Origin of the sequence: Variovorax sp. CF079, assembly GCF_900101545.1 — a bacterium.
GTDB lineage: Bacteria > Pseudomonadota > Gammaproteobacteria > Burkholderiales > Burkholderiaceae_C > Variovorax.
This window is the reverse complement of the sequence record NZ_FMZU01000015.1, coordinates 49,050-70,976: the sequence shown is the minus strand read 5'-3', so window position 1 is coordinate 70,976 and position 21,927 is coordinate 49,050. Positions and strand designations below refer to the sequence as shown.

The following is a 21,927-nucleotide window of genomic DNA, read 5'->3' as shown; positions in this document are numbered from 1 at the left end:
ATGAAATTCGACTACGCCAATCCCTATCCCTCGATCCGCATCCCCGTCTTCGCACGCAACGTCGTCTCGACTTCGCATCCATTGGCCGCGCAAGCGGGCCTTCGCATCCTCCAGCAGGGCGGCAATGCAGCCGACGCGGCCATCGCGACGGCTGCGGTGATGACCCTGGTCGAACCGGTCAGCAACGGCCTGGGCAGCGATGCCTTCTGCATCCTGTGGGACGGCGAGAAGCTGCATGGGCTCAATGCCTCCGGCTCGGCGCCGCAGGCCTGGACGCCCGAGTACTTCCGCCGCAAGTACGGTGCCGATGCCGCGACGCCACCGCAGCGCGGCATCGACTCGGTGACGGTGCCGGGCGCGGTCGGCGGCTGGGTCGCGTTGTCCGAACGCTTCGGCAAGCTGCCCTTCGAAGACCTGATGGCGCCGGCCATCGAGATCGCCGAGCGCGGCTACCTGATGCCGCCGGTGGTGCAGCAGAAGTGGGCCGCGGCCACGCCGATCCTGCAATCGCAGCCGGGTTTCGCGCAGGCCTTCTTGCCATGGGGCCGTGCGCCCGAGGTCGGCGAGCTGTTCCGCTTTCCAGCCGCGGCGCGCGCCCTGAAGGCCATCGCCGCGACCAGGGGCGATGCCTTCTACAGCGGCGAGATCGCCGAGGCGTTGGGCAAATTCTCGAACGCCAACGGCGGCAGCCTCAAGGTGCGCGATCTCGCCAACTGGAAGCCCGAGTGGGTCGAGCCGATCTCGCAGAACTACCGCAAGCACACGCTGCACGAGATCCCGCCCAATGGGCAAGGCATCGCGGCGCTGATTGCGCTCGGCATCCTCGAGCACTTCGACATGGCATCGATTCCGGTCGATTCGGTCGCTTCGCAGCACCTGCAGATCGAGGCCATGAAGCTGGCCTTTGCGGACACCTACCGCTACGTCTCGGACCCATCGTCGATGGAGGTGACGCCCTTGCAAATGCTCGATGGCACCTACCTCGCCTCGCGTGCCAAACTCATCGACGTGAACAAGGCGCAGGACTTCAAGGCGGGCAACCCGGTCAAGGGCGGCACCATCTACCTCACCGCCGCCGACGAGCGCGGAATGATGGTGAGCTTCATCCAGAGCAACTACATGGGCTTCGGCTCCGGCTGCGTGGAGCCCGAATTCGGCATCAGCCTGCAGAACCGCGGCCACGGTTTCAGCCTCGATGCCAAGAGCCCCAACGTGGTGGCACCTGGCAAGCGGCCTTTCCACACCATCATTCCGGCCTTCCTCACGAAGGACGGGCAGCCCGTGATGAGCTTCGGCGTGATGGGCGGCAACATGCAGCCGCAGGGCCACATGCAGACACTGGTGCGCATGCTGGACTACGGCCAGAACCCGCAGGCCGCCTGCGATGCGCCGCGCTGGCGCTTCAACAGCGGGCTCGAGATCAACGTCGAGGCCGCCATGAATCCGGCAACGGTGCGCGGCCTCGCGGAGCTCGGCCACAAGGTCGACGTGATCAACGACTCCTACCAGGACTTCGGCGCCGGCCAGTTCATCTGCCGCGCGGGCGATCCGGCGGTCGAAGGCTACGTGGCCGCGAGCGATCCGCGCCGCGACGGCCTGGCGGCGGGGTTCTGAGATCGATGTCTGCGGTTCAGGCCACGCCCGGGCAGCTCGCGCACAGGAGCATCGGACCCGGCCTGGCCCTCGCCACCGCTGGCGCGATCGCGTTCAGCGGCAAGGCGATCATCGTCAAGCTCGCGTACCGCTACGGCGTCGATGCGGTCACGCTGATCATGCTGCGCATGCTGTTCGCGCTGCCGCTGTTCGCGCTCATGGCCTGGTGGGCCGGGCGCGGCAAGGCGGCGCTGACGCGGCGCGACTGGCTGGGCGTGTTCGGTCTCGGCTTTTCGGGCTACTACCTCTCGAGCTTCCTGGACTTCGCGGGCCTGGCCTACATCACGGCCAGCCTGGAGCGCCTGATCCTGTACCTCAACCCCACGCTGGTGCTGCTGTTCGGCTGGATCGCCTACCGCCGGCGCATCACGCGCTGGCAGGTGGCGGGCATGGCCGTCAGCTACGCCGGCGTGCTGCTGGTGTTCGGCCACGAGGTGCAACTGGGCCAGAGCGCGGCCGCAGCCTGGGGCACGCTGCTGGTGTTCCTGAGCGCGGTGAGCTATGCGGTCTACCTCGTCGCCAGCGGCGAGTTCGTCAAGCGCCTCGGGTCGCTGCGGCTGGTGGGGCTCGCGACCAGCGTGGCCTGCGTGCTGTGCATCGCGCAGTTCGTCCTGCTGCGGCCGATCAGTGCGGCCCTGCAGGTGGCGCCCGAGGTGATCTGGTTGTCGGTGCTCAATGCCACGCTGTGCACCGCATTGCCGGTGCTGGCGGTGATGATGGCCATCGAGCGCATCGGCCCCGCGATGGCAGCGCAAACGGGTATGGTCGGGCCCATGTCGACCATCCTGATGGGCGTGCTGATCCTCGGCGAACCCTTCACCGCGTGGATCGCGGCCGGGACCGTCCTGGTGATCGCCGGCATTTTTGTCTTCACTCGAACCGGGCGCTGAAGGCCCGAAGGAAACGACCATGGATTTTGGAATTGCAGGCAAGACCGCGCTGGTGTGCGGTGCGAGCAAGGGTCTCGGCTACGGCTGCGCGGAAGCGCTGGTGCGCGAGGGCGTGAACGTGGTGATCGTCGCGCGCGGCGCCGAGGCGCTGGAGGTCGCGGCGAAGAAGCTGCAGGCGCTGGCGGGCGGGCCCAAGCCTTTCGTCAAACATGTCGCGGCCGACATCACGAGCGCCGAAGGCCGCGCCGCGGTGTTCGCGCTACACAAAGATTTCGACATCGTGGTCACCAACGCCGGCGGCCCCCCGCCCGGCGATTTCCGCGACTGGGACCGCGAGGCCTGGATCAAGGCGGTCGACGCCAACATGCTGACGCCGATCGAGCTGATCAAGGCCACGGTCGACGGCATGGCCGCGCGCGGTTTCGGGCGCATCGTCAACATCACCTCGAGCTCGGTGAAGGCGCCGATCGACATCCTTGGCCTCTCCAACGGCGCACGCAGCGGCCTCACCGGCTTCGTCGCCGGCGTCGCGCGCACGGCCGTAGCGGCGAAGGGCGTGACCATCAACAACCTGCTGCCGGGCTCCTTCGACACCGACCGGCTCAAGGGAACCATGGCCGGCGCGGCGAAGAAGTCCGGCCAGGACCTGGACACCGTCATGGAAAGCCGCAAGAAGAACATCCCGGCGCGGCGCTTCGGTACGCCGGAGGAGTTCGGCGCCATCTGCGCCTTCCTCTGCAGCGCGCAGGCGGGCTACCTGACGGGGCAAAACGTGCTGGCCGACGGCGGGGCCTATCCGGGGACCTACTGAGCCGCGGGCACGGTCGTCGGCGTCAGCGCACAGCTCTGCTTCTACGCTGTATCGCGAGAGAAAGCAGGACGCCAAGCGCACAACACGCGCTCAGGGTTCCAAGCGCCCAATGGCATCCCTGCGTAAAGCTGGCAAGATCGGCGTCGCTCAAATGACCCAGGGAGCCGCCATATGCGGCGCGCTGCGCCAGTGGGGGCAACGGTGCAGTCGCGATGCTCAGCGTCAAGGCCGTGCCGATCACAAACCCCGCGTTTTGCAGAGTGGAACGCACGCCGTTGGCGATGCCGCGGCGCTCCGTGCCCACACTGCGCAGGATGGCAGTGTTGTTGGGCGTGACGAAGATTCCAATGCCGACACCGAACAGAAGCAGACTCGCACCGAGCTTCGCTCCGTCGACATCGGGGCTCAGGAAAAAAATCAGCCCGGCAAGACCGCAAGCGGCGAGCAACATCCCCGCCGTGCACAGATGTTCGGCGGCAATGCGACGGGTGAGCGCGCCGGCAACGGGTGCGGCCAACAACATTCCCAAAGCGACCGGCGCAATGCGGATTCCCGCGCCCAGCGAATCCAAACCGCCGGCTACCTGCATGAACAATGCAACGAGCACCACGGGTGCCGCTTGGGCCACGGACAGCAAGAGCACGCAAACATAAGCCACCGCGCGCGAAGGATCTGCAAAGAGGCCAGGATCGACCAGGGGCTGTGTCCGGGTCATCTGCGTCACAACAAAGGCCGCGAGTGCAACGGCCCCCACCACCGCGCCAATGCATACCCCAGGACTCAGCCAGCCATGAGGGCCGCCCATCGACAGCGCATACACCACGCCACCCAGTCCCGCGAAGGACAGCAGCGCGCCGATGCCATCGAACCGTTCGACGCTGGGTGCCGACATGAATGGCAGTGCGCACCATGACCATACGAGCGCTCCAACGCCCAGTGGGACATTGAGCAGGAATATTGCGCGCCAACCCCATACGGCTGCCACTGCGCCTCCGATGAGGGGTCCCAGAACCTGTGCGAGCGCCGCGACCATCGCCAGGATCCCCAATGCCAAGCCCAGCCTGCCGCCGCCAAACGCGTCACTCACGAGGGCGCTGGTGTTGGCAAACACCGCCGCTGCGCCAACCGCCTGCAATACCCTGAACATGAGCAAGACCGGCGCCGTGGCCGACCACGCGCAGCCTGCGCTGGCAAGCACAAAGATCGCCAATCCTGCAAGGTAGAGCCGACGCCGCCCCCAGATGTCTGCCAGGCGCCCGAAACTCAAGATGCAGATCGTGCTGACCAGCATGTAAGACAACAAGATCCAACTCGCCTGCGCTGGCGTGGCCTCCAGGCTCCCGGCCACAAGTGGCAGAGCCACGCTCAACGCACTGGCATTGACGAAACAAAGCGCCGCGCCCAGGCATGCGCTCAGGAGCACCGGCCACCCTGCAAGCTTGCGGGGCGATGACAGCGAGGGCGGGCGGACCGTTGCTTGCAACACCTCAGTCCTCGCTCTTGAAGCCGGATGCTGCGACCACCGGCCGCCAGAACGCCCGCTCCGTGCGCATCGTGTTCTGCAGTTCCGCGCCCGGCAATCCGCTGGCCTCCAGTCCGAGGCGATCCAGCTGTTCTCGCACTTGCGGCACCTTCATGGCGGCGATCATGGCCTGCTCAAGCCGCGCGACGACTTCCTTGGGTGTGCCGGCTGGCGCGTAGGCCCCATAGGAAGCATTCGCGTGATCGAATGCGGTGATACCCGATTCGTTCAGCGTGGGAACGTCAGGCAGCCATTTCAGGCGGGTCTTGCCCGACACGGCAAGAATGCGCAGCTTGCCGGCGCGGTGCAGCTCCAATTGGCTGGCGAGCGCGTCCGTGCCGATCGGGACGTGTCCGCCGACGATGTCGGCGGCCAAGGGCGCCCCGCCTTTGTAGCTGACCGCAGCAAGGGGCGCATCGACGGCCTTGGCCAGCATCAAGATGCTGAAATGCAGCGCGCCGCCGAGGGATGTCAGGCCGAATCCAGTCTGCGTGGGGTTCTGCTTGACCCACGCAACATATTCCTTGACGGTGCGGTAGGGTTGTTGCGCGCCGGCCGACACCACCGTCGGTGCATACGCGAGGTGGGCCACCGGAATGAAGTCCTTGTCCACGTTGTAGTTCAAGCGGCTGTACGTCATTGGAAAGATGACAAACGGCGGCGTCGATCCGAGCAGGATGGTTCTGCCGTCCGGCCGCGAATTCTTCACCGCCTCGATCGAAATGCGCGTGGAGGCTCCGGGGCGGTTCTCCACCAGCACCGGTTCCTGCAGGGACACCCTCATCTGTTCAGCCACGGCACGCGCCAGCGTGTCCAGCGCGCCGCCTGGCGGGAAGCCCACGATCAGCCGCATAGGCGCTGCGGGCGCGGTGCTGGTCTCGGCGGCCGTCGCAGTGGAAATCAGGGCGAGCGTCGCGCTGAACAGGACAGAGTTCAAAAGCTTGGTCATTGGAGGCTTTCGGGAGGGAGGGAAAGACGACCGGCAAGGCGCAGGCAAGCACCTGCACATCAGCAAAAAGCCAACTCGGGCGTGAACGTCCCGTGCGCCTGCGATGCTTCGAAGAGAGCCGCCACGCGCAGCAAGGCCGCGTCCTGACGAAAGCGGCCCACGATCTGCAAGCCGATCGGCAGTCCAGCGGAATCGACACCGCACGGCAGACTGATGGCCGGATGCCCGGTCAGGTTGAAGGGCATGGTCCAGGGAAACCAGTTCGCCCGCACCTCCGGAACAACATTCCCGTCGATGTTCATGGAGCCGAAGAGGTCCTGATCGATCGGCAGTGCCGTACAGGAAAGCGTGGGCGTGACCAGGAAATCGCTGCGCGCCAGCAATTCCTGCACGTGCCGAAAAAGCTCGGTGCGGGCGAACATCGCGTGCTGGTATTCGACCCCATCGACATCCTTCGCCAAGGCGAGTTGCTGCAAGAGCGAAGGGCTGAGCTTGTCGCCGTGCGCCGCGGCCAGCGGTGCAAAGCGGCCCCGCCAGCTGGTGTGGTTGATCACCCGCCACAGCGGCTCGATATCGAAGCCCTGGCCGGACATTTCCTCCAGCTCGGCGCCCAAGTCACGCAGGCTGCCCAGCGCCCGTTCGAATGCGCTGCTGACGTCGCGGGCAATCGGACGCCCCTTCGGCGCTGCACAGAACAGGAGGCGAAGACCTTTCAGGTCTCCATCGTGGCGCAGCACATCGTGGTAGGGGGTGACGGGCATCCCGATCGACCAGGGATCGGATCCATGTTCGCCGGCCATGGCCTGCAGCATGAGTGCCGTGTCGGCCACGTTGCGGGTGGTTGGAGTCACATAGGTGTAGTTGGCGAAGGCGTCTTGAACCTGGCTGTGCGGAACAACACCCTGGCTCTGCTTCAGACCCACGACACCGTTGCAAGCGGCCGGAATGCGCGTCGATCCGCCGCCGTCGGTGGCTACGGCCAACGGCGCAATACCCGCTGCCATGGCCACCGCCGCACCCCCGCTCGATCCGCCGCTGGTGCGCGTGACATCCCACGCGTTGCAGGTTCGCCCGAACAGCGGGGCGTCTGTCAGGCACTTGGCGCCGAATTCGGAAGTGGTCGTCTTGCCGATCAGGATCGCGCCCTGCCGGCGCAAGCGTGCCACTGCTTCCGCATCGTGGTCGGGCACATGATCCTGGTACAGCACAGAGCCGAAGGTGGTACGGACGCCTCGCGTGTTGACCAGGTCCTTCACCGTCAAGGGCACGCCGTGCAGTGCGCCGAGCGCCTCGCCACGCATCACGGCCGCCTCTGCCGCCTTCGCCGCGCGCAGCGCTTCGTCGTGACAGATGGTGATGAAGCAGTTGAGCCGTGGCTGGAGCGCATCGGCTCGCGCGAGGACGGCCTCGGTGATCTCGACCGGCGACAGCTCGCGCCGCGCCACCCGGGCGCGCACCTCGGTGGCCGACATCTCGCACAACTCTTGAAAGGGGGGCTTGCCTGAAGACTGCATTCGCAAATCTTTTCATGACCAGTTCCCGCGGGTCCAATACTGTTTTACAAGAAATGCATATGAATCTAGTATGGGTCATGGACCTGAGAAGCTTGCGCTATTTCGTTGCTGTCGCAGAAGAGAAGAGCGTAGGAAAGGCGGCGCGGCGTCTGAACATGGCGCAGCCTCCGCTTTCGGTCCACATTCGAAATCTGGAGCAGGCGCTGGGTACGCCGTTGTTCAGGCGCGCGTCGCGCGGCATGGAGATCACCGATGCCGGAAGCGCACTTCTGTCGCGGGCCCGGGAGGCCCTGCTGCTGGCGCACGAGGGTTTCGAAGCGGCACGCGCCGTCGGTTCCGGCCATCGAGGGCGCCTGACGATCGGCACCATGTTTGCCCTGTCCTATCTCGTGCTTCCCAGGCTCGCTCCCGAACTCAAACGACGGCTCCCCGATGTCGAGGTCCACTACATGGAGTTGAGCGCAACGACAAGCACATCAGCCATCACCAACCTCGAGGCGACGGTCGCGCTGTGCATGCCATCCATCGCTCGCGAAGGTATTGCCTCGGAGCGGATCGGCACACAACCGCTGATGCTGGCAGTCAGCGCGCGGTCGGCCCTGGCGCGCATGTCGACCGTCCCCATCGAGCGCCTGGCAGGCCTGCCATTGATCGGCTTGCCGACACTGGAGGAAGGTGTCGACAAATCCGTGGTGGCGTCCATGCTGCGCAGAAACAATGTCACGATGCACATCGCGCATCGGGTAGAGACAGTGAACTCGGCGCTCGCGCTGGTGATAGCCGGTGAGGGATGCGCAATACTCCCGGCCTGCGCGCAAATCGGCCGACCACCTGGTGTTGTGTTCAGGCGCTTCCGCAACGTTCGGGACGCCCTGGAGGTTGCCGTTTGCTGGCGGCGCGATCTCGACAATCCGCTGATCGAGCCCTTCCTCGCGTGTGCTCGTGCTGCGCTAGGCTGATTTCATCAACGCCTGCCCCATCCGGATCGGTGTGTCGGTCTCGATGCCCTTGGCCAGCGTGAAGCCCTTGGGGGCGAAGACGATGATGGTCGAGCCGTGCTCGAACCAGCCCATCTCCTCGCCCTTGCGATAGTCGGCCTCGCAGTCGGTGCGCTTCGGCCCGCGGTAGCGCACGTTCAGCAGCACGTCCAGGCAGCGCAGGCGCAGGCTGGCCACCAGGATCGCCGCCACCGGCACCATCGCGATGCGATGGCCGCCGGCATGCAGGCGCGCCTCGATCAGTGCGCGCTCGTTGCGGCAGAACAAGCGCTCGATGCGCTTGAGCGCGATCGGGTTGACGTTCCAGGTGTCGCCCGACAGATAGGTGACGCGCTCGACCCGGCTGTCGTGCGGCGCGTGGAAGCGGTGGTACATGCTCGAGGTCAGCCTGAGCGTCGCATAGCAGCCGTCGCGAAACGGTTCGACCGCGCGCGCATCGCCGAACAGTTCCGCGACCGAGTACGGAAAGCCCTTGGCCTGGAACACCTCGATGCCGTTCACCGCACCGCAGGCGCCGACGATGGCGTCGCAAGGGCTCGCCAGCACCGAGGGGTCGGGATCGACGGCACGGGACCCCGGCTTGAGCTCGCGGATGAAGCAGTCGTGCAGGCTGTCGAAGCGGGTTTTCTTCGCGTCGCTCAGGTCGAGGTCGGCGAACAGGCGCCAGACCGCGATCGAGGCGTCGCGCACCCATGGATGGCGCAGCTTGCTGAACCAGCCCATGAAGCGCGTCAACAGGATGCGTGGCACGCGGTTGGTGAGCAGGAAGTTCAGGTCTTCCTGCTGCAGCAGGGCATCGCGGAGTCTTCGGATTTTCATCGGGCCGTCAAGAAGCTGTTGTAGACAGGGAGGTCCTGTCCGACTTCGAATCCATGAACGAAACATTCCTTTTGTCCGCCGTGGCGCTGGCTGCGGGCGCCGCCATGCTGCCGCTCGGCCTGCGCCGCCTCGAACTCTCCCGCGCCAAGCATCCTTCGCTCACCGGCCACTCGCGCATGGCCAAGCGCATCGCGGGGCTGCTGCCGGGCTATGCCTACGATGCCGACCGCTTCTTCGTCTCGGACGGCGCACCCGCGGAAGTGATCGAACGGCGGCGCGCCGGGGTCGCGCCACAGCGTGCGGTTGCCGCGCTCGAAGTCGCGCACCAGTGCGACCGCGTGGATGCGGCTGGCAGGGTAGCGCGCGCCGCTGTCCGGCACGCCCAGGTTCAGCAGTCCGGACAGCACGTAGATGAAGAAAATCGCAACGATCGAGAGCGTCAGCGTCGTCGCGGAAGACCCCGGCACGCTGGCAGCCAGCCAGGCCTGAAGCGTCAGACTGGCGCCGACGAACGAACCAGGTCGGCCACCAGCAGCCCTCCGAACATGGTTCCCAGCAGCGCCGCGCAGATGACGGAGACCTCGATCCATCCGTTGGCCGCGACCAGCTGGCGCGGGCCGACGATCTCGGTGACGAGGCCGTACTTGGCCGGCGCGTACGCCGCCGCGCCGAAGCCGATCACCGCGAAGGCCGCGAAAGGGTGCAAGCCGGCGAACAACATCGCGACGCCGATCATCTTGGCCGCATTCATCAGGCTCATGAGCCGGGCCTTCGGCATCGCATCGGCCAGCGGCCCGATCAGCGGCGCGAGAAAGACATATGACAGGGTGAAGGCGAACTTGAGCAGCGGCGACCACCAGCCGGGCAGGCCGCGCGCTTCCAAGAGCGCGATCGTCACGATCAGTACGGCGTTGTCCGCCAGCGCCGAAACCGCTTGCGCGGCGATCAGCAGGTGGAATCTAGGCGACATCGACGCCGATGGTCACGAGGCCGCGTGACGCCGGTGTGAACCGGCCCCAAGCTGTCTAACATATGTCACTTTCGCCACAGCCGAATCAGGAAACATATGAGCAAAGCCGTCCGCATCGACCGTCCCGGCGGTCCCGAGGAACTGAAGATCGTCGACGTCGAGGTCGGTGAGCCCGGCCCGGGAGAGATCCGTATCCGCCACCATGCCGTGGGCCTCAACTTCATCGACACCTACCAGCGCAGCGGCCTCTACCCCTTCGCGATGCCGCTGCAGCTCGGCATGGAAGCCGCGGGCGTGGTCGAGGCGGCGGGCGAGGGCGTCACGCACCTGAAGCCCGGTGACCGCGCCGCCTACGCGAGCCAGCCGCCCGGCGCCTACAGCGAGCTGCGCGTGATGCCGGCCAAGTGCGTGTGCAAGCTGCCAGATGCGATCTCCTTCGAGACCGGCGCCGCGATGATGCTCAAGGGCCTGACGGCGCAGTACCTGCTCAAGAAGACGCTGCCGGTCGAGGGGTTGCAGCCGGGCGACTTCATCGTGTTCCATGCGGCTGCGGGCGGCGTGGGCCTGATCGCCTGCCAGTGGGCCAAGGCGCTCGGCCTGCAGCTCATCGGCACCGCCGGCACCGATGCCAAGTGCCAGCTGGCGCTGGCGAACGGCGCCGCGCACGCGATCAACTACAGCACCGAGAACTTCGCCGAGCGCGTCAAGCAGATCACCGGCGGCAAGGGCGTGAAGGTGGTCTACGACTCGGTCGGCAAGGACACCTTCGAGGGCTCGCTCAACTGCCTGCGCCCCTTCGGCCTGCTCGCCATCTTCGGCAACGGCTCGGGGCCGGTGCCGCCGGTCAACATCGGCACGCTCGCGTCCAAGGGCTCGCTCTACCTGACGCGGCCGACGCTGTTCACGCACATCGCGACGCGCGAGAGCACGCAGGCGATGGCCGACGACCTGTTCGCGGCGGTGGTCAGTGGTGCGGTGAAGATTCCGATCGATCAGCGCTATGCGTTGGCCGACGTGCAGCAGGCGCATCGTGATCTCGAGGCGCGCAAGACCACGGGCTGCACGATCCTGACGCTCTGAGCCTTATTCCAAGGCGCTGAGGCGCGATTCGCGCAGCCGGCTCGGCGCCAGCGCGCCAGCCGAATCGAGGATCGGGTAGGCGATCGAGCAGATGTGGGAGTTGATGCGCTTCAGGTCGCTGATCAGGTCGATGTGCAGCGAGCTGGTCTCGATGCTCGACGCGGTCTGCTCCGAGAGGCGGCCGAGGTGCGTGGTGGCGTAGGCGCGCTCCAGATCGCGGAAGCGCGCCTTCTCTTCGAGCAGCTTCTGGGCGTCGCGTACGCTGCCGTTCAGGAACACGCTCATGCTGAGGCGCAGGTTCGCGACCAGCCGTTCGTGCAGTTCCACGATCTCGCGCATGCCGGCGTCCGAGAAGTTGCGCTGCTTCTTGATCTTCTTGTCCTCGATGTCGATGATCACGCGCTCGATGATGTCGCCGATCTGCTCCATGTTGATGGTGAAGCTGATGATGTCGGTCCAGCGCCGGCTCTCCTCTTCGCCCAGCGCCTCGCGCGAGATCTTGGTCATGTAGTACTTGATGGCCGAGTACAGCTGGTCGACGGTGTCGTCGAGCTTGCGCAACTCGGCGGCCAGGCGCAGGTCGTTGTCGCGGATCACCTTGAGCATGCCGATCAGCATGGTCTCGACGATGTCGGCCTGGTGCAGCGCCTCGCGTGCGGCATTGGAGATCGCGAGCGAGGGCGTGGACAGCGCCGAGGGGTCGAGGTGGTGCGGCCGCTGCATGGCCGCGGGTTCCGCCAACGCGGGAAGCAGCCGCGTCACCAGCTTCGCGACCCCGTCCGTGAGCCCGATGAAGCCGATGCTGAAGACCACATTGAAAGCCAGGTGGAAGAGCACCACCAGCTGCGTCGCATCGCTGATGTAGGGCCTGACCTCGCGCAGGTACAGGCCCACGAAGGGCGTCGCGATCGCCACGCCCAGCAGCTTGAAGACCAGGTTGCCGACCGTGACCTGCCGCACCGGGATCGCCGACTTCGCGGTGGTCAGCACCGCGAGCAAGCCGCTGCCGAGGTTGGCGCCGAGCACCAGGCCGAGCGCGACATCGAGCGGCACCACGTTCGAGCTGGCCATGGCCGCGACCAGCAGCACCACCGCCAGGCTGGAATAGGCGGCGATCGCGAGCGCAGCGCCGATCGTGATCTCGAGCAGCACGTCGCTGCTGAGCGAGGCCAGCAGCGCCAGCACCGGCGGCGAAGAGAACAGCGGCCCGGTGGCCTCCACCACCAGCTGCAGGGCCAGCAGCATGAGGCCGAGGCCGATCAGCACCCGCCCGATGCGGCCCGCTGCGGTCGATGCGCGCGTGATGAAGAGCACCACGCCGACGAAGATGAAAAGCGGCGACAGCCACGAAAGATCGGCCGAGAACAGCACCGACATCAGCGCCGTGCCGACATCGGCGCCACGCATCACCGCGAGCGCGGCCGGCAGCGTGACCAGGCCCTGCCCGACGAAGGAGGAAGTCATCAGCGAGGTGGCGGTGCTCGACTGCACCAGCGCCGTCACGCCGATGCCCGAGAGCGCCGCCGTGAAGCGGTTGCGCATGCTGTGCACCAGGATCTTGCGCAGATTGGCGCCGAAGACGCGCAGCACGCCGGTGCGAACGAGATGGGTACCCCATACCAGCAGCGCGACCGCTGCCAGCAGATTCAACAGATGCTTCATGGAAGCGGAGGACTATACGCCGCACATCCGGCCCGCCTCAGTCGATCAGCGCGCCGTTGTCGTGAAAGGGATACGGGCCTTCGAAGGTGCCGCTCGGCACGAGATGGGTCACCAGACGCTCGCCGGCCCAGGCATGGACTCGAAAGCCGGGCGGCTCCAGCATCCAGGCCGAAGACGCATCCGGCGCCAGGTCGAGCGCGACCTGGTGCGCCGGGGACGGCGCCGTGGAGGCGATGCTGCCGCCGAAGCGCACGTCGATGGCGCGGTGCAGGTGGCCGCAGATGACGCGTTCGACCTTGGGATGCCTCGCGATCAGGGCTTCGAGCGCTTCGGCGCCCTCCAGCAGGCCGATCTCGTCCATGTGGCCGATCAGCGTCTCGAAGGGTGGATGGTGCATCGCGACCACCACGGGCTCGCCGCGGTAGAGATCGAGCTGCGTTTCGAGCCAGGCCAGCCGCTGTTCGCAAAGGGTGCCATGGCTCTGGCCCGGCACGCAGGTGTCGAGCGCGAGCAGGCGCAGGTCGCCGATCTTCACCGCGAACTGGACAAAGCCCTCGGTGCCCAAGTAGGCGTGGCCGGGAAAGATGCGGCGCAACTGTTCGCGGTCGTCGTGGTTGCCGGGCATCAGGTAGACCGGCATCGAAAGCGGCGCCAGCAATTCTTCGAGATGGGCGTATTCGGCCGCGCGGCCGAAGTCGCTCAGGTCGCCGGTGATCACCACCGCGTCGGGCTGCTGCTTCAAGCGCAGGATGGATTGCACCGCGCGCTGCAGATAGGGGGCAGTGTCGAGCCGGCCGTAGGCGAGGCGGCCCGGTTCGCGGATGTGCAGGTCGCTCAGTTGAACGAGAAAGGTGGTCATGCGAGCTCCTGGGAGGTCATGAGGCGGGCGGGATCGATTCGGATGCCGACGCTGTCGCCCGGGCGGAAAGCGATGTCGCGGCCGACATCGGCGACGAGCAGCGGCTGTCCCTCCGCGCGCAACTTGAGTTGTACGCGGTCGCCGAGAAAGGTGCGTTGCTCGACCCGGGCTGCACCCCAGCCGCTTTGGGGCACGCCGACCTCCAGGTCTTCGGGCCGGATGAGCAGCGTCGTGTGCGTCGTCCATGCGCTCGGGCAAGCAAAGGCCGCGCCGCCCAGACGCAGCACACCCTCGGCGACCGCGTCGGGCGCGCGCTCCAGCCGGTTCACGCGGCCCAGGAACTCGGCCACGAAGGGATGCTGCGGCGCGCGGTAGAGCTCCTCGCCGCGGCCGATCTGCACGATGCGGCCGGCGCTCATCACGGCCAGCCGGTCGGCGATCGCCATGGCTTCCTGCTGGTCGTGCGTGACATGGATGGCGGTGATGTGCAGCCTGCGCAGCAGCTCGGCCAGTTCGTCGCGCAACGACTCCTTGAGCTTGGCATCGAGCGCCGCCAGCGGCTCGTCGAGCAGCAGCACGCGCGGGCGCACAGCCACCGCGCGGGCCAGCGCCACGCGCTGGCGCTGGCCGCCGGAGAGCTCGGCGGGCCGCTTCTTCTCCAGGCCACCGAGCCGCGTGAGATCGACCAGCTCGCCGACGAGGCGCCGCTCTTCGGCCGGCGCCACGCCGCGGATGCGCAGGCCATAGCCGATGTTGGCTTCCACCGTCATCTGGGGGAAGAGCGCGTAGCTCTGGAACACCATGCCGACGCCGCGCTGCTCCACCGGCCGGTCGGTCACGTCCTGCTCGCCGAAAACGATGCGGCTGCCTTCGTCGGGCGACTCGAGGCCGGCGATCAGGCGCAGCAGCGTGGTCTTGCCGCAGCCCGAGGGGCCGAGCAGCGCCAGCACCTCGCCGGGCTCGACATGCAGCGTGGTCGGCAGCAGGCCGCGCGTGCCGTCGGCATAGGTCTTCGCGCAGTTGGAAATATCGACGGGGATGCGCTCAAGTTCCATAGCGTCTTTGCACTTGATGGGCCAAGTATTGGAGGCCCCACAGGACCGGCAGGATGACGATGAAGAAGACCAGCGTGTAGGCCGAGCCGATTTCCAGTCGCATCGATGCATAGCTGTCGGCCAGGCCGACGGGCAGGGTGCGAGTCAGCGGCGTGTGCAGCATCCAGGTGAGGTTGAACTCGCCGACCGACAGGGTGAACACCATCAGGCTGCCGGCCACGATGGCCGGGAACACCGCGGGCACCAGCACGCCGAGAAAGCGCTGCCTGAAGTTCGCGCCCAGCGAGCGCGCGGCTTCTTCCAGCGCAAGCAGTTCGTCGCGCTGGAAGGCCGAGGACACGGTGCGCACCATGAAGGGCAGCGTGAACACGATGTGGCCCACGAGGATGAAGGCGAAGCTCTGGCGGAAGGCGGTGAGCTGGCCGTAGGCCAGGATCAGCGCCAGTGCCGTGGCGAGGCCGGGCACCGCCACCGGCAGCGTGATCAGTTCCTCGAAGGCGCGGGCGGCGCGCGTGCGGCTGCGCGCCAGCGCGTAAGCGCAGGGCACGCCCAGCAGCAGCGTGCCGATCACGCAGCCCAGGGCGAGCGCGATCGACCAGCCGACGGTGTTGCCGTAGACCTCCCAGACTTCGCCGAGCCAGCGCAGGGTCAGCCCGCTCTTGATGCCGGCGCTGTAGTTGTTGACCAGGCCGGCCATGATCGACAGCAGCATCGGCGCGATCATGAAGAGGCTCACGAGCACGGTGACGGTCAGCAGGAACGGAGCGGGTGTGGTGGTGGTGCGCATCGCCTGCCTAGCGCGTGGGGTCCGCGCCGAAATGCCGGGCCACGAAGAGAACGGCCCAGGTCACCAGGCCCAGCGCGATCGACAGCGAGGCCGCGAGCGCGAAGTTGGCGTAGTTGGTGAACTCGTTGTAGATCGTGATCGGGATCACCTCGAACTTGCTCGCGAGCGTGAACGCGGTGCCGAAGGCGCCCATCGAGGTGGCGAACAGGATCGCGCCGCAGGCCACCGTGGTCGGCGCGAGTTCCGGCAGCCAGACGTCGCGCACCACGCGCAGCCGCGAGGCGCCGAGCGAGCGCGCGGCTTCTTCCAGCTGCAGGTTCATGGCCTCGGCGGCCGCCGCGTAGGTGGCGATGGCGCGCGGCAGCGAGAAGTAGAGATAGGCGAGGAAGAGACCGAGCAGGCCGTAGGCGAAGGTGATGCGCTCCAGGCCGAAGGCCGCGCCCAGGTCGGCGACCAGCCCTTGGCGGCCGCCGAGCAGAATCACGAAGAAACCGATGATCACGCCCGGAAAGGACAAGGGCAGCGTCAGCAGCGACAGCAGCAGGCGCCGGCCCGGAAAGGCGCGGCGCGCCAGGTAGATGCCGACCGCGCTGCCGAGCACCAGCGTCGCCACCGTCACCGCCAGCGACAGTGCGACCGTGTTGAGCATGCTCGCCAGGTAGCGGCCGTCGGTCAGCACGGCGAAGTAGGTCTCCCAGCCTTTGGCCGCCGGCAACGCGAGCAGGCGCGCCACCGGCAGCAGCCAGAAGGCGAGGAAGAACACGGCCGCCGGCGCCAGGCAGGCCGGCAGCAGCCAACGCTGATGAATGTTCAGCGCACTTCCTTCAGATAGCGGTCGGAGAACGCGCGCTGGGCCTGCGCCATGCGGCCGTAGTCGACGGACTTGGCGCGTGCGTACTCGGCGGCCGGCAGGAACTGCGCCTCGACCTCCTTGGGCATCGCACCGGCGCGCACCGGCCGCAGGTAGGCCTTGGCCCAGAGCGCCTGGCCTTCGTCGGAGAGCACGAAGTCCAGCACCTTCTTGCCTTCGGAGGCATGCGGCGCGTTGGCGACCAGGCTCATCACGTAGGGCACCACCACCGTGCCTTCGCTCGGGATGACGAAGGCGACGTTGGCCTTGTCCTTGTACTTGGCGCGGTAGGCATTGAAGTCGTAGTCGAGCAGGATCGCGATCTCGCCGGACAGCACGCGTGCATAGGAGGTCTGCTTGGGCACGATGGGCTCGTTCTTCTGCAGCGCCTTGAAGTAGTCCATCGCCGGCGCGAAGTTGTCGAGCGAGCCGCCGCGCGCCTCGTTGATCGCGACCGCGCCCACATAGCCGACGAAGGCTGAGGCCGGATCGAGGTAGCCGATCAGGCCCTTGTACTCGGGCTTGAGCAGGTCGGCCCAGGACTTGGGCACCGGCTTGCCGCGCAGCGCGTCGACGTTGACCATGAAGCCGAGCGTGCCCGAGTGGATGGTGAACCACTGACCCGCCGGGTCCTTGAGGCCGTCGGGAATGTCTTGCCATGCGGCGGGCTTGTAGGCCTGGACCACGCCGTCCTTCTGCGCCTGGATCGCGAAGGTGACGCCTAGGTAGGTGACGTCGGCGACCGGGCTGGCCTTCTCGGCCACCAGCTGCGCGAGCGACTGGCCGGAATTCTTGTTGTCCGGCGGCACGGTGATGCCGGTCTTGGCCTTGATGGCGCGCAGCTGCGTGCCCCAGTCGGCCCATTCGGTCGGGCAGTTGTAGCAAATGGCGGTCTGCGCCATGGCCGAGCCGGCGGCGAGGCCGAGGGCCAGCAGCGCGGCGCGGGCGATGCGATGGAGAGGCAGTGACATGGGAGTTCCTTGATTGAGGAGGGACGGGTGGGTCAGGGGACTGGTGCGCAGGATTCACCGGCGCGAAACGCATGGGGCAGCACGAGGCTCGCGCCGGCGTTCGGGACCGTGCCGCCGGCCAGCGCCTGCACGAGCAGCTCGACGCTGTGGCGGCCGATGTCGCCGTTCGGCTGGGTCACGGTGCTGAGCGCCGGCGTCAGGTCCTCGCCGAGCGCGATGCCGTCGAAGCCGATCACGCTCAGGTCGCGCGGCACCTGCAGCCCGCTCAGATGGGCCGCGCGGATGCTGCGGATGGCCAACAGGTCGTTGGAGCAGACGAGGGCGGTGGGCCGCGGCGCGGCTTCGAGAAAGCGCGTCAGTTCGTCGACGGCGGTTTCGATGAACGGCACTTCGACCAGTGCCGGCGGCTCGAGCCCGGCAGTCGCCATGCCCTGGAGAAAGCCGCGCCAGCGTTGTTGTGCGCGGTCCGATGCGGCCAGCGTGCCGCTGACCATGGCGATGCGGCGGTGCCCGAGCTCGACCAGGCGCGCGACGGCGCCCGCCACCGCGCTCTCGCTGTCCACCGAGATGCAGGGGTGCTCGGGGTGCCGGTTGTAGACCAGCACATAGGGAAGGCCGGCGCCGCGCAGCCGCTCGAGCGCGGCCGAGGTGGCCGGGTTGGAGACCACCAGGATCAGGCCGTCGACATTGCCGGCCAGGAGCAGATTGACCGCGCGCTGTTCCTCGTCGAGCTGGTAGCCGGTGGTGACCGGAATGATCGCGTAGCCGCCCGCGGCGGCGGCTCGGGCGATGCCCTGCAGGCATTCGGCGAAGACCGGATTCAGCAGCGTGGGCAGCACCACGCCGAGCACCCGGCTGCGCTGGGTGCGCAGCGTGCGGGCGCTCGAATTGGGCAGATAGCCGAGCTCGCCGGCGACGCGTTCGACGTGCTCGCGCGTGGCCGGCGTCACCTTGTCCGGGAAGTTGAAGACGCGCGAGACCGTGGCCACGGAGACCCCGGCTTTCTCGGCGACGGACTGGATGCTCATGGCGGCGTTGCTGTTATGTAATCGATTACATTTCAGCGCCGCAGTGTGACCCCGTCATGACAACGGGTGGCCAAGGGCAAACCCTTGGCGACTCAGGAAAGGTGGTTCAGCGCCCGCGCCGGACGCGCCGCAGTTCGTCGAGGATCAAACAGATCGCCCCGATGGTGATCGCGCTGTCCGCCACGTTGAAGGCCGGGAAATGCCGGCCCGCGAGATGGAAGTCGAGGAAGTCGACCACGTAGCCGTGCATCAAGCGGTCGATCACGTTGCCGATCGCGCCGCCGAGGATCGCGGCCATGGCGAAGGAGAACAGTTTCTGCCCGGCATGCGACTTGAGCATCCAGACGATGAAGATGGCCGCAGCCACGCCGACGGCCGTGAAGAACCAGCGCTGCCAGCCTGCCGCATCCGCGAGGAAGGAGAAGGCGGCGCCGGTGTTGTGGGCGCGCACGATGTTGAAGAAGCTCGTGATGTAGGTGGCATCGCCGAGCTTGTAGTAGCCGAGGATCAGCGTCTTGGTGAACTGGTCGAGGATCAGGATCACCAGGGCCAAGCCGAGCCAGGGCCAGATGCCGGTGCGCGGCGCGGCGAGGGAGCGGGTGGCCATCAGGCGATGCTCCTGGCTTCGCCGGCACCGTAGAGGTTGCTGGTGCAGCGGCCGCAGATGGCCGGATGCGCTGGGTCGTGCCCGACGTCATCGCGCCAGTGCCAGCAGCGTTCGCATTTGGTGGCCGAACTCGCCGTCACCTGCGCCGACAGGTTGTCGCCGGCCGCCAGCTCGACGGCGGAGGTGATGAAGACGAACTTGAGGTCGTCGCCGAGCGAGGCCAGCAGCGCGTGGTCCTCGGCCGGCGCGACGAGCTTCACGTTGGCCTGCAGCGAGGAGCCGACCTGGCCGGCCGCGCGCACGGTTTCGATTTCCTTGTTGACGCTGTCGCGGATCTCGCGGATGCGGCTCCACCTGGCGAGCAGCGCCTCGTCGGGCGTGCCCAGGTCGCTGAAGACCTGGGTGAAGATCGACTCGCCGTTGCCGACGAACTTCCACGCCTCTTCGGCAGTGAAGCTCAGGAAGGGCGCCATCCAGCGCAGCATCGCCTGCGTGATGTGCCACAGCGCCGTCTGCGCGCTGCGCCGCGCGTGCGAGCCGGGCGCGGTGGTGTAGAGGCGGTCCTTCAGGATGTCGAGGTAGAAGGCGCCGAGGTCTTCCGAGCAATACACCTGCAGCTTGGCCACCACCGGGTGGAACTCGTAGACCTTGTAGTGCGCGAGCACCTCGGCCTGGAACTGCGCGGCGCGGCTCAAGGCATAGCGGTCGATCTCGAGCAGCTCGCCCCGCGGCACCGCGTCCTTCGCGATGTCGAAGTCGCTGGTGTTGGCGAGCAGGAAGCGCAGCGTGTTGCGGATGCGCCGGTAGGCGTCGACCACGCGCGCAAGGATCTTGTCGTCGCCCGCGATGTCGCCCGAATAGTCGCTGGCCGCGACCCAGAGCCGGATGATCTCGGCGCCGAGCTTCTTGTTGACTTCCTGCGGGTCGAGGCCGTTGCCGAGCGACTTGCTCATCTTGCGGCCCTGGCTGTCGATGGTGAAGCCGTGCGTCAGCAGGCCCTTGTAGGGCGCGCGGCCTTCGAGTGCGCAGGCGATCAAGAGCGACGAGTGGAACCAGCCGCGGTGCTGGTCGTGGCCTTCGAGGTAGAGGTCGGCTTCCGGGCCGGTCTGGTGGTGGACGTTCGGGTGCGTGCCGCGCAGCACGTGGAAGAAGGTCGAACCCGAGTCGAACCAGACCTCGAGGATGTCGGTGCTCTTGGTGTAGTGGGGCGCGTCGGCGGCGCCAAGGATCTCTTCGACCGTCACGCGGCTCCAGGCCTCGATGCCGCCTTTCTCGACGATGTCGGCCGCCTGGTCGAGGATCTCCATCGTGCGCGGATGCAGCTCGCCCGAGTCCTTGTGCAGGAAGAAGGGGATCGGCACGCCCCAGCTGCGCTGGCGGCTGATGCACCAGTCGGGCCGGTTGGCGATCATGTCGTGCAGGCGGGCCTTGCCATTCTCCGGGTAAAAGCTGGTCTCTTCGATCGCATCCAGTGCCATCTGGCGCAGGGTCTTGGGCGCCTTGTCCTTGGTGAACACGCCTTCGCCTTCGTCCATGCGGACGAACCACTGGGCCGCCGCGCGGTAGATCACTGGCGTCTTGTGGCGCCAGCAGTGCGGGTAGCTGTGGGTGATGGTCTCGGTCGTGAGCAGGCGGTTGGCATCGCGCAGCGTCTGGATGATGTGCGGCACGGCCTTCCAGATGTTCTGGCCGCCGAAGAGCGGGAAGTCGGGCGCGTAGCTGCCGTTGCCCTGCACCGGGTTCAGGATGTCGTCGTAGGCGACGCCGTGCGCGATGCAGGAGTTGAAGTCGTCCACGCCGTAGGCCGGCGAGGAGTGGACGATGCCGGTGCCGTCGTCGGCCGTCGCGTAGTCGGCCAGGTAGACCGGCGACAGGCGGCGGTAGCCGGCATCGACGTCGTAGAGCGGATGCTCGAACTCGAGGCCGCCGAGCTTCTCGCCCTTGGCGGTGGCCAGCACCTTGCCGTCGAGCGCATAGCGGTTCATGCACATCTCGACCAGCGAAGCGGCCAGCACCAGCAGGCCGCGCTCAGTATCGACCAGCGCGTAGTCGAGCTCGGGGTTCAGGTTGAGGGCCTGGTTGGCGGGGATGGTCCAGGCGGTGGTGGTCCAGATGACGACGAAAGCGTCCTTGGCGAGCGCCGGCAGGCCGAAGGCAGCCGCGAGCCTGGCCGGCTCGTGCGCCTTGAAGGCGACGTCGAGCGTCTGACTCTTCTTGTCGGCGTATTCGATCTCGAACTCCGCCAGCGAAGAGCCGCAGTCGAAGCACCAATAGACCGGCTTGAGCCCGCGGTAGACGAAGCCGCGCTCGATCACGCGCTTGAAGGCGCGCAGCTCGCCGGCCTCGTTGGCGAAGTCCATGGTCTTGTAGGGATGGTCCCATTCGCCCAGCACGCCCAGGCGCTGGAAGTCGCCCATCTGCTGCGCGATCTGCTCGGTCGCGTAGGCGCGGCTCTTGGCCTGCATCTCGTCGCGGCTCAGGTTGCGGCCGTACTTCTTTTCGATCGCGTTCTCGATCGGCAGGCCGTGGCAGTCCCAGCCGGGCACGTAGAGCGCGTCGTAGCCCTCGAGCTGGCGCGCCTTGGTGATCATGTCCTTCAGGATCTTGTTGACGGCGTGGCCCATGTGGATCTGGCCGTTGGCGTACGGCGGGCCGTCGTGCAGGATGAACTTGGGCGCGCCGTGGCGCGCGTCGCGCAGGCGGTGGTAGCGGCCTTCGTCGTTCCACTCTTTCACCCAGCCCGGTTCGCGCTTGGGCAGGTCGCCGCGCATCGGGAAGGGGGTGTCGGGCAGGTTCAGCGTGGCGCGGTAGTCGATGGAGGGTGCAACGTCAGACATGATGGAGTTCGAAACAGGGCTTCGACAGGCTCAGCCCGAACGGTTAGGCGTCGGCGCGAATAAAA

The 21,927-nt window shown here is 67.0% G+C and carries 20 protein-coding genes; 5 read left to right on the top strand and 15 right to left on the bottom strand.

Annotation, left to right across the window (positions count from 1 at the left end; all coding sequences use genetic code 11):
• Genes BLS74_RS20350 through BLS74_RS20340 form a run of 3 tightly spaced genes read left to right on the top strand, consistent with a single transcriptional unit; the run spans window position 1 to window position 3,354 of the window.
• Window positions 1-1,614, top strand: coding sequence for a gamma-glutamyltransferase family protein (locus BLS74_RS20350; RefSeq protein WP_093108959.1), 1,614 nt, complete (start codon window positions 1-3; stop codon window positions 1,612-1,614).
• 5 nt (window positions 1,615-1,619) lie between these two features.
• On the top strand, window positions 1,620-2,543 hold the full coding sequence (locus tag BLS74_RS20345; RefSeq protein ID WP_093108958.1) for a DMT family transporter: 924 nt from the start codon (window positions 1,620-1,622) through the stop codon (window positions 2,541-2,543).
• Window positions 2,544-2,562: 19 nt separating this feature from the next.
• Window positions 2,563-3,354, top strand: a complete 792-nt coding sequence (locus BLS74_RS20340; protein WP_093108957.1) for an SDR family oxidoreductase — start codon at window positions 2,563-2,565, stop codon at window positions 3,352-3,354.
• A 22-nt stretch (window positions 3,355-3,376) separates the two neighbouring features.
• Here the strand turns inward: BLS74_RS20340 and BLS74_RS20335 are convergent, their stop codons facing one another.
• From BLS74_RS20335 to BLS74_RS20325, 3 genes are read right to left on the bottom strand one after another with little or no spacing between them, the layout of a single operon-like run.
• The gene (locus BLS74_RS20335; protein WP_244503939.1) at window positions 3,377-4,840 is read right to left on the bottom strand and encodes a DHA2 family efflux MFS transporter permease subunit; all 1,464 of its coding nucleotides are present in this window, start codon (window positions 4,838-4,840) and stop codon (window positions 3,377-3,379) included.
• A 1-nt stretch (window position 4,841) separates the two neighbouring features.
• Complete coding sequence (locus BLS74_RS20330) at window positions 4,842-5,825, bottom strand: tripartite tricarboxylate transporter substrate-binding protein (RefSeq protein WP_093108955.1); 984 nt, start codon at window positions 5,823-5,825, stop codon at window positions 4,842-4,844.
• A gap of 59 nt (window positions 5,826-5,884) precedes the next feature.
• Entirely contained in the window at window positions 5,885-7,297 is a 1,413-nt protein-coding gene (locus BLS74_RS20325; RefSeq protein ID WP_093108954.1) for an amidase, read from the bottom strand.
• A gap of 56 nt (window positions 7,298-7,353) precedes the next feature.
• Here BLS74_RS20325 and BLS74_RS20320 point away from each other — a divergent pair, with 56 nt between their 5' ends.
• Window positions 7,354-8,298 (top strand): LysR family transcriptional regulator, encoded by a 945-nt coding sequence (locus BLS74_RS20320; RefSeq protein ID WP_244503938.1) that lies wholly within the window; start codon window positions 7,354-7,356, stop codon window positions 8,296-8,298.
• On the opposite strand, the gene asd is transcribed toward BLS74_RS20320, so the two are convergent.
• From asd to BLS74_RS34485, 3 genes are read right to left on the bottom strand one after another with little or no spacing between them, the layout of a single operon-like run.
• Window positions 8,290-9,156: an archaetidylserine decarboxylase gene (asd, locus tag BLS74_RS20315; RefSeq protein WP_093108952.1), complete on the bottom strand. Its 867-nt coding sequence runs from the start codon at window positions 9,154-9,156 to the stop codon at window positions 8,290-8,292. The two genes, BLS74_RS20320 and asd, sit on opposite strands and share 9 nt — an antisense overlap.
• Window positions 9,153-9,623: a hypothetical protein gene (locus tag BLS74_RS34490; RefSeq protein ID WP_170855669.1), complete on the bottom strand. Its 471-nt coding sequence runs from the start codon at window positions 9,621-9,623 to the stop codon at window positions 9,153-9,155. Before BLS74_RS34490 ends, asd begins: the two co-directional genes overlap by 4 nt.
• 26 nt (window positions 9,624-9,649) lie before the next feature.
• Window positions 9,650-10,126 carry an MFS transporter gene (locus BLS74_RS34485; RefSeq protein WP_170855668.1) on the bottom strand — a complete coding sequence of 159 codons (477 nt, stop codon included), beginning with the start codon at window positions 10,124-10,126 and terminating at the stop codon, window positions 9,650-9,652.
• 96 nt (window positions 10,127-10,222) lie between these two features.
• Here BLS74_RS34485 and BLS74_RS20305 point away from each other — a divergent pair, with 96 nt between their 5' ends.
• Complete coding sequence (locus tag BLS74_RS20305; RefSeq protein WP_093108951.1) at window positions 10,223-11,206, top strand: quinone oxidoreductase family protein; 984 nt, start codon at window positions 10,223-10,225, stop codon at window positions 11,204-11,206.
• Window positions 11,207-11,209: 3 nt separating this feature from the next.
• On the opposite strand, the gene BLS74_RS20300 is transcribed toward BLS74_RS20305, so the two are convergent.
• The 9 genes from BLS74_RS20300 to ileS form a co-directional block, all read right to left on the bottom strand.
• A complete protein-coding gene (locus BLS74_RS20300) occupies window positions 11,210-12,868 on the bottom strand; it encodes a Na/Pi cotransporter family protein (protein ID WP_093108950.1) in 1,659 nt (552 codons plus the stop codon).
• Window positions 12,869-12,905: 37 nt separating this feature from the next.
• Window positions 12,906-13,727 carry a phosphodiesterase gene (locus BLS74_RS20295; protein ID WP_093108949.1) on the bottom strand — a complete coding sequence of 274 codons (822 nt, stop codon included), beginning with the start codon at window positions 13,725-13,727 and terminating at the stop codon, window positions 12,906-12,908.
• The gene (locus BLS74_RS20290) at window positions 13,724-14,782 is read right to left on the bottom strand and encodes an ABC transporter ATP-binding protein (RefSeq protein ID WP_093108948.1); all 1,059 of its coding nucleotides are present in this window, start codon (window positions 14,780-14,782) and stop codon (window positions 13,724-13,726) included. Before BLS74_RS20290 ends, BLS74_RS20295 begins: the two co-directional genes overlap by 4 nt.
• On the bottom strand, window positions 14,772-15,569 hold the full coding sequence (locus BLS74_RS20285; protein WP_093108947.1) for an ABC transporter permease: 798 nt from the start codon (window positions 15,567-15,569) through the stop codon (window positions 14,772-14,774). The genes BLS74_RS20290 and BLS74_RS20285 overlap by 11 nt, the downstream gene beginning before the upstream one ends.
• A gap of 7 nt (window positions 15,570-15,576) precedes the next feature.
• Window positions 15,577-16,383, bottom strand: coding sequence for an ABC transporter permease (locus BLS74_RS20280; RefSeq protein WP_093109081.1), 807 nt, complete (start codon window positions 16,381-16,383; stop codon window positions 15,577-15,579).
• Window positions 16,380-17,390, bottom strand: coding sequence for an ABC transporter substrate-binding protein (locus tag BLS74_RS20275; RefSeq protein WP_093108946.1), 1,011 nt, complete (start codon window positions 17,388-17,390; stop codon window positions 16,380-16,382). The genes BLS74_RS20280 and BLS74_RS20275 overlap by 4 nt, the downstream gene beginning before the upstream one ends.
• Before the next feature lie 32 nt (window positions 17,391-17,422).
• Window positions 17,423-18,418, bottom strand: a complete 996-nt coding sequence (locus tag BLS74_RS20270) for a LacI family DNA-binding transcriptional regulator (RefSeq protein WP_093108945.1) — start codon at window positions 18,416-18,418, stop codon at window positions 17,423-17,425.
• A 106-nt stretch (window positions 18,419-18,524) separates the two neighbouring features.
• On the bottom strand, window positions 18,525-19,025 hold the full coding sequence (gene lspA / locus BLS74_RS20265) for a signal peptidase II (RefSeq protein ID WP_170855667.1): 501 nt from the start codon (window positions 19,023-19,025) through the stop codon (window positions 18,525-18,527).
• On the bottom strand, window positions 19,025-21,862 hold the full coding sequence (gene ileS, locus BLS74_RS20260; RefSeq protein WP_093108943.1) for an isoleucine--tRNA ligase: 2,838 nt from the start codon (window positions 21,860-21,862) through the stop codon (window positions 19,025-19,027). Before ileS ends, lspA begins: the two co-directional genes overlap by 1 nt.
• Between the last annotated feature and the right edge of the window lie 65 nt (window positions 21,863-21,927).